This window comes from Bradyrhizobium sp. sGM-13, assembly GCF_018398875.1.
Classification (GTDB): domain Bacteria; phylum Pseudomonadota; class Alphaproteobacteria; order Rhizobiales; family Xanthobacteraceae; genus Bradyrhizobium.
The window spans coordinates 141,413-148,661 of sequence record NZ_JAGWDK010000018.1 but is presented as its reverse complement, the minus strand read 5'-3'; the positions used below and the strand labels follow the sequence as shown (position 1 = coordinate 148,661).

8 protein-coding genes and 1 tRNA gene are annotated in these 7,249 nt (G+C 59.9%); 3 read left to right on the top strand and 6 right to left on the bottom strand.

Annotation, left to right across the window (positions count from 1 at the left end; genetic code table 11):
• Positions 1 to 153: 153 nt before the first annotated feature.
• Positions 154 to 1,050 (bottom strand): RNA polymerase sigma factor RpoH, encoded by an 897-nt coding sequence (rpoH, locus tag KJQ96_RS25540; protein WP_028350232.1) that lies wholly within the window; start codon positions 1,048 to 1,050, stop codon positions 154 to 156.
• A gap of 215 nt (positions 1,051 to 1,265) precedes the next feature.
• A complete protein-coding gene (locus tag KJQ96_RS25535) occupies positions 1,266 to 2,294 on the bottom strand; it encodes an RluA family pseudouridine synthase (protein ID WP_213289167.1) in 1,029 nt (342 codons plus the stop codon).
• On the opposite strand from KJQ96_RS25535, the gene KJQ96_RS25530 reads away from it, so the two are divergent.
• The 3 genes from KJQ96_RS25530 (at position 2,293) to KJQ96_RS25520 (ending at position 3,675) form a co-directional block, all read left to right on the top strand.
• Complete coding sequence (locus KJQ96_RS25530; RefSeq protein WP_213289166.1) at positions 2,293 to 2,631, top strand: hypothetical protein; 339 nt, start codon at positions 2,293 to 2,295, stop codon at positions 2,629 to 2,631. The genes KJQ96_RS25535 and KJQ96_RS25530 overlap by 2 nt on opposite strands.
• A 133-nt stretch (positions 2,632 to 2,764) precedes the next feature.
• Positions 2,765 to 2,839, top strand: a tRNA-Glu gene (locus tag KJQ96_RS25525).
• A gap of 104 nt (positions 2,840 to 2,943) precedes the next feature.
• Complete coding sequence (locus KJQ96_RS25520) at positions 2,944 to 3,675, top strand: hypothetical protein (protein WP_213289165.1); 732 nt, start codon at positions 2,944 to 2,946, stop codon at positions 3,673 to 3,675.
• A 73-nt stretch (positions 3,676 to 3,748) separates the two neighbouring features.
• On the opposite strand, the gene KJQ96_RS25515 is transcribed toward KJQ96_RS25520, so the two are convergent.
• From KJQ96_RS25515 to KJQ96_RS25505, 4 genes are read right to left on the bottom strand one after another with little or no spacing between them, the layout of a single operon-like run.
• A complete protein-coding gene (locus tag KJQ96_RS25515; RefSeq protein WP_213289164.1) occupies positions 3,749 to 5,605 on the bottom strand; it encodes an AAA family ATPase in 1,857 nt (618 codons plus the stop codon).
• Complete coding sequence (locus KJQ96_RS25510) at positions 5,602 to 6,105, bottom strand: ABC-three component system middle component 2 (RefSeq protein ID WP_213289163.1); 504 nt, start codon at positions 6,103 to 6,105, stop codon at positions 5,602 to 5,604. The genes KJQ96_RS25515 and KJQ96_RS25510 overlap by 4 nt, the downstream gene beginning before the upstream one ends.
• Positions 6,093 to 6,440, bottom strand: a complete 348-nt coding sequence (locus tag KJQ96_RS40435) for an ABC-three component system protein (protein ID WP_309142470.1) — start codon at positions 6,438 to 6,440, stop codon at positions 6,093 to 6,095. The genes KJQ96_RS25510 and KJQ96_RS40435 overlap by 13 nt, the downstream gene beginning before the upstream one ends.
• Positions 6,437 to 7,165 carry a hypothetical protein gene (locus tag KJQ96_RS25505; protein ID WP_249734487.1) on the bottom strand — a complete coding sequence of 243 codons (729 nt, stop codon included), beginning with the start codon at positions 7,163 to 7,165 and terminating at the stop codon, positions 6,437 to 6,439. Before KJQ96_RS25505 ends, KJQ96_RS40435 begins: the two co-directional genes overlap by 4 nt.
• Positions 7,166 to 7,249: the final 84 nt, after the last annotated feature.

Below are 7,249 nucleotides of genomic sequence, written 5' to 3'. Positions count from 1 at the left end.
ATAAGGTGTCTGCTACCGCGCCTCCTCGATAGATCACGCGGTATGGGTCCCTGCGTTCGCAGGGACGACAGCGATGTTGGGGAAGCAGCACGCGTCCAAAACAAAAAGCCGGCGTTGCCGCCGGCTTTCGTTACTTGATACCTCTGCCGCGAATTAGTGCGCAGCTTCGAGTTCGGCTTCCTGCCGGGCAATCGTGCCCTTGACGGCCGACTGCACCTTTTCGAAAGCGCGGACCTCGATCTGCCGCACGCGTTCGCGCGAGACGCCGAATTCCGCGGCGAGGTCTTCCAGCGTCATCGGCTCTTCCGCCAGGCGCCGCGCCTCGAAGATGCGGCGTTCGCGCGGGTTGAGCACGCCGATGGCGCCGTTCAACGCCTGACGGCGATGATCGAACTCCTCGTGCTCGGCCATCACGGCTTCCTGGTTGGGCGAGTTGTCGACCAGCCAGTCCTGCCATTCGCCGGCTTCGCCGTCGTCGCGGATCGGCGCGTTGAGCGACGCGTCGCCGCCGAGACGGCGGTTCATGTCGATCACGTCCTGATCCGTCACGCCGAGACGCTTGGCGATCAGCTTTACCTGATCGGGGTGGAGATCACCCTCGTCCAGCGCGGAGATCTTGCTCTTCGCCTTGCGCAGGTTGAAGAAGAGCTTCTTCTGGTTCGCGGTGGTTCCCATTTTCACGAGCGACCATGAACGCAGAATGTACTCTTGAATCGAAGCCTTGATCCACCACATGGCGTAGGTGGCGAGACGAAAACCCTTCTCGGGCTCGAACCGCTTGACCGCCTGCATCAGGCCGACATTGCCTTCTGAAACGACTTCAGAGATCGGCAAGCCGTAGCCGCGATAGCCCATGGCGATCTTGGCCACGAGCCGGAGATGGCTGGTGACAAGGTGATGCGCCGCGTCGCGATCGTCATGCTCGCGCCAGCGTTTGGCGAGCATGTATTCCTGCTGGGGTTCCAGCATCGGAAATTTGCGGATCTCGGCGAGGTATCTAGACAGACCGGATTCTCCATTGAGAACCGGCAAGGTAGCTGTACGGGCCATTTGAGCGCCCTCCAGTGGTTCAGGCCCCCGATAGCGGCGGGCCCGGCAGGTGACCGCTGTGTTAAAGCCAATCACGCTGCGATGTTCCGCGTTGGATATTCAACGCATATGCAACATAGCAAAAAACGAACAAATAGGGAAGGAATGCTGACGTCACGTCCCCGTGTGGCAGGCATAACTTATTGGTATAGCTTAAGTTTCCTGAAAAGCCTGCGTCATAGGGCCGCTTCCAGGGCGCTTTGCAGAAGGATGAGATCCTCCGGCAGCGGCGCCTCCCAATGCAAAAGTTCTCCCGTTCGGGGATGTTCCAGGGCAAGCAGATAAGCGTGCAGGGCCTGGCGGCCGAGGGCGGCTAGCGCCGCCTGGCCCTCGGGGCCGAGGTGGCGGGCCTTGGTCTTGAAGTGCGGGCCATAAACGGCATCGCCCATCAGAGGGTGGCCGATATGGGCGAGGTGCACCCGGATCTGATGGGTCCGGCCGGTCTCGAGCTGGCAAGCGAGGAGGGAAGCGACCGGCTTGCCATCGCGCCCCTGATAGGCCGCCTGCAATTCCCAATGGGTGACGGCCTCGCGTCCGCCCGGGCGCACCGCCATCTTCTCGCGGGCGTACGGATGCCGGTCGATTGGGGCTGCGACCGTGCCGCGCTGGCGGTTGGGTACGCCCCAGATGAAGGCCATATAGCCGCGCTGCATCGGACCGGTGCGGCCGTGATCAGCGAATTGCGCGGTCAGCGATTGGTGGGCGTGGTCGTTCTTGGCGACCACCATCAGGCCCGTCGTGTCCTTATCTAACCGGTGCACGATGCCCGGCCGCCGTACGCCGCCGATGCCGGAAAGGCTGGCGCCGCAATGCGCGATCAGCGCGTTGACCAGCGTGCCGCTCTCATGGCCGGCGGCCGGATGCACGACCAGTCCCTTCGGCTTGTCGATGACGATGATGTCGTCATCCTCATAGACGATATCGAGCGCGATATCTTCGCCCAAAGGCTCCGGCGGCGCGGCTTCGGGGACGTCGATTGTGATCGTATCGCCAGCCGCGACATGATAAGCGGGGTCGCGGATGGGGGTGCCCTTGGCGGTGACGGAACCGGCCAGGATCAGCGCCTTCAGCCGCGAGCGGGACAGTTCCGGGCGGAGCACCGCGAGCACGCGGTCGAGGCGGGGCGATCCCTCGTCGCCGCCGACGGTAACCTCCAGCCTTTGACCGCCGTTCGATAGTCCCTGTTCCAAGCTAGAGCCTTGCATGACCGATACCGTTGCGCCCGAACCGACCCCCGAGCAGGCCGCGCTGATCGCGCGGGTGCGGCGGATGATGCTGATCGCGGGCCTGACCTCGGCGCTCGCGGTGGCCGTGGTCCTGACCGCCGTCGGGTACCGTCTTTACCGCGGCGAGGGAAGCCCCACGCCAGGCACCACGGACATCACGGAGACCCTACCCAAGGGCGCCCGCATCGTCTCGACGGCTGTCGCCGGCGAGCGTCTGGTGCTGACGCTGGATATAAGCGGGGTGACCGAAATCCGCACCTTTGACGCCAAGACGCTGAAACCGGCCGGAAAGCTCAGATTCGTGAGCGAACCCTGAGGCAGGGCGGATCGGGGTTGGGCGTGCACCGGGGTGGGTTTGAGGACCCGAAGTAACAGGATTAACCACCCGTGCGAAGGCTGCAGACTTGCCTTGCCGACCGCACATTTCGAGGCTATTCCCTGAAGCACACGCTCCCTTCGTCTAGCGGTTAGGACGCGGCCCTCTCAAGGCTGAAACAGGGGTTCGATTCCCCTAGGGAGCGCCATCCTCGAAATTTTCCCTTGTTTTTTCTGTCGTTTTTTGACCTTTCGTCCCATTTGTGTTTCGAGTGGGACATCCTTTGTTTCGGTTTCGATCCGTGGTCAGGCGATGGATACGACTTCCCTTTACGTTCAATTAGGCCGGCTTATCGAGTCGATGCCCGACTTGAGAGGAGATGATTTATACGGCCCAGATACTCTGCGTTGGCTCGGTAAAGCATATGCATTGGTTAAGGCTTGTCGCGACCCCGCCGACACTAACGCTTTTAGGGACGCGATGGACACTGCTGCGACAGAGGTGGACACCGCGAGCCACGAACAGGCGGTCGGAGCTATACAAACCATTTTGCATCGCTCGCTTGCCGTCGTCGAAATGTACGTGCCCGCGGATGTACAGGGCACGTTTATCTTGGCAGGAAATGCATTTGACGCTCTCGCCTCTGTGGGGAAGGTGTTCGCTCGCGCAACCAAGACCCTGATGATTATCGACCCCTACGCCGACGAGGTTCTCGTACGAGATTTTGTTCCGACGGCGCCAGAGAACATCCAAATTCAGATCTTGAGTGACGAGAATAGCGTGAAGCCGTCATTGCGCCCCGCGATCGAGCGATGGAAAGCTCAGTTTCCCGACAAATGGAAGCTGGAAGCGAAGCTGGCGCCTCGACGCTCGCTTCATGACCGCCTTATAATTGTTGACGGCGAACTTGTGTGGATCGCAACACAGTCTTTCAACGCGATTGCAGGGCGGTCTCCAGCATCCATTGTAAAGGTTGAAGCTGAGCCTGCTTCGCTCAAATTGATCGCTTACAAAGATATGTGGAGCGCAGCGAAGCCGCTTTGACTGTTGTAAAGCTATCCAAGTTTTGCCATCGCAAACTCAAGCGAGGCTATCGGCAAGTTGCCCGGTGAACGGCCTAAGTGACGGGAAACAGGCCGGCGCGGCCGGCTTCCTCAGGATTCCCGGTGAATTTCTGGGCGTAAGGCTGCAGCCGTACGTCGTCCGGCGGGTCGGTGTTTTCGATGATGATGACTTGTTGATCACTGCCGATGCGCTTGAGATAGTCGTAGAAGCGTACTTTGAGATCGGTGTGGCGCAAGTCATCATCATCCCCGTCCGGCTCCTTGTAGGAAAGCAATGGAGAATCGAGCAGTGCGAAACCCGGATGGGGCGTCGCTTGCTCCTTGCAATATTGCAAGAGGCCGATCGTAAACGCTGATTGCGTGATCGCCCTGAGCCCCTTGCCAAACGAGGTTCGGTTTTTGCCGCCGATGACCAAGTCTCGGGTTTTTTGATCGAAATAAACCCGCTCGGCTTTGGGGAAATGCCAGCTCTGAAGGATGTGCTGGATGACTGTTGAGAACTTATCCAGGCTGGCGGCCGGCAATCCGGCATCCGGTGTGTTACCGCCGGATGACTCAGCTTCCTCCAGTTCGAGCGCGGTGCGGCGGTCTTCCAGGTCCTTAAGTGTCTGGTAGAGGCCGAGCGCTTCACGGACTTCGGCGCGCTTGTCGGCCAACTCAGAGTAGCTGGTTCGCATGGCTCTAAGATTGGGCGCCAACTCTTCCTGGATTTTCGTGTGCAACTGAAGCTCGTCCAGTTCGAGCTTAGGCAAGCGTCGCTGCAGGCTGCGCGACTCGTTGGTCAGCTGGCGTACCGTTTTAGCTAGGTCTTCCTGCAGCACCGTTACCTTGACAAGCTCGGCTTCGGCTGCCTTGACGACTTGGTCAGCATTGCCTTCGCAATCGGCAGAGCGGTGCTGATGCTCAGGTTCTGCGCCGCACAGCGGACAAACACCGTCTGCAAAAGATGAAAACAGCGTTCCGCCCTCACGGATTCCTTCTAGCCGCTCGACGTCAGACTGATAATGTTTGCCCAGCAGGTCAAAGCGATCAAGCAGGACGCTGACCTCCGCCAGACGCTCGTTGGCTTCCTCCAGCCTACGACGGGCTTCTCTGCGACGGGTGGCTACGTCCTTATATTCGCTTTCTTGCGCGGCAAGGAGCTGCAAGCGGCTGCGTATGCTCTCTTCCAGCCGTTGATCCTGCTCCTCCAGTTGCTTAGGTGGGCCCGATAAATTCCTGATCTTGGCTTGGTTGTCCGCGATCAACTGCCCAAGCAGCTCGATTTGGCCGGCCCTGGAATGCTCCTGCGGAGAGCTTCGCGCTGCGACGAGGGCGGAGTCGTCAACGCCAGTCAAAAGCAGTTTAAACGTCGCCGTATTCGGTGTGTCAGCGACGAGGTTGCCGTCAGACAACGGCGAGCGCTTCTGGATGATCTCCTCTTCATCCACGATTGCGAGGCGGGCGAGGTTCCTGAAACTCAGGCTATTGGTCTCGTTGAGCTTGTTGCGCCGAATCCGCTTATCGCTGAGGCCGATTTTTCTCAACAGGAAGCGCGAGAGGTTATCGTCCTTGCGTTCATCGTGTTGCTCGCGCAGCTCAGTCGTGGCTTCGTTCGGGAAATTGGCTTCATGCAGCCCGTCAACCATCAGGAAGCCACCGCCGGCCGTGCTCCGCTGCAGTGTGAACGACTCGCCGGATGTCGACTGCATGCCGAGGAGGACGCGGTCGTAGCCTTCACGTTCAGGGAAATCCCGCAGGGGGCCTTTGCCACCGAGCATGAAATCGATGGAATCGAGAATGAAAGACTTGCCGGTATCGGACGCGCCGTAGATCACGTTGAAACCTGGCTCGAAACGTACAGATGCCGGCGGCCGGTTCGGGCCGAGAAAGCTCAGGTGACGAATTCGGAGGCGGGTAAAGTCGCTCATGACGCGCCGATGCTCCGCTCGAATTCCTGAAATTCAATGATCCAGTCCTCGAAGTATCGACGAATGATCGCGTTGAATTCGGCATCGGTGTAGCCGCTGAAATGCCCGATGAGCCAACTCGCCCTGTCCTTGAGTTTCAGCAGATAAGGCGACTGCAGGGCATCAAGAAATGCTGCCGCGTTTTCGCCGGCCATATACATCAGGCCAGCTTCCTGAGCTTCCTGTTCGACCAGGTCGCGCGACATCATCAGCACCAGGCCATGATGCACGATCCGGCGTCGGACCTCGGCGTCGGGCGAACGCAACGGTGTCGGCGGGTGCAGGCTGTCCGGGCCCCCGTCGAGATCTTTGGTTCTGACCAGCAGATAGTCGAGCGCGGTCAGCCGTTGCAGATCGAACGCCTTCGGATATGCGGCGCCGAGGAGGGCCACGGCGCGGATGCCGGCTTCGAGCGGGCCATTGAACGTGACCTGCCGCCGGAGGGACTCTATCGCGTCCATTTGAGTCTGTCGTCGTTCGCGAGTTGATGGCAAATGCCTCGTCGATCCTGCGTTTGCGCGATTGGTGCGATCGGATTCGCCATGATGGTCATGTCTTGCGCCGCTTTTGTGACCGCAACGACGCGCTTATAGCCGTCGTCATAGTCGTCATCGTGGGTGTCGATCACGCCAGCGTGGATTTCGTCTTGGAGCCGTTCGAACGTGCCGGGCTCGACCTTGTCGCGGACGAACACCCTAAGTGATTCAGCCTGGTAGAACGCCTCACGTTGCCGCGAGAAATGCTCGCGCAGCATGGGCTTGCCGAGATCGGTGGTCGACGTGACCGGCTTCTTCAGGTGATCCGCGTAGGCAAGATAAAGCTGCTCGACGTATTTGGTTTCATGCGCGCCGATCGCCGCCGGCGGGCAGGCCGTGATCGGACGCGCCGGAAACCCACCGCCAAACCGCGCCAAGTGATATGGCGACCCTTGTGTTCGTCGATCAACGCGAGCGGCTGCTTGCCCTGGAAGATCGTGAAATCAAAAGCGTTGAAGTAGGCCAGGAAGGCGCCTTCCAGCGGGATTTCCTGGGTACTGGTAATCTCCTTGCGGCAATGCTTTTCCCAGTTGGTGATCAGTTCTTGCTTGAGCTTGGCCGGGTTCATCAGCAGGTTATTGAGCTTCGTGCCGATGCCGCAGGGCGCGATGAAGGTGTAACTGCGCGGCGTTTTGTATTCGCTGCTAAATGAGAACCACAGCACCTTGCCCAGTTCGACGTAGATGTCGGACGGCCGCAGCGCGTTGTCGTAGTGCTTGCACTGGTAGGCGTCCCAGATGCCGGTGAAATCCTGCCCCGGGTCGAAAATGGCAATGTCGACGCCCTTGTCGCCGGCACCTGAAAACCTGACGACTTTTTTGCCTTGAAAAGTGTAATGCGCCCACTCGTTGGTAAAGGCTTCCCATTCCTCGGCCGAGTACAGCCGCATCCGCGCGATCGGCAGGATCGGGGGGCCGCTGGCCATCTGTTGGGCCGCCACAACCGTCGTCGCAGTCGGGATAACGATAGGCTGGTAGCCGTGCATAGAGATCACCGTCGCCGAAAAGCACACGTGTTACGCGGTCGGCGGCAGCTGGCGGGGGCGCACGATCGCAAGGTTGAATGATTC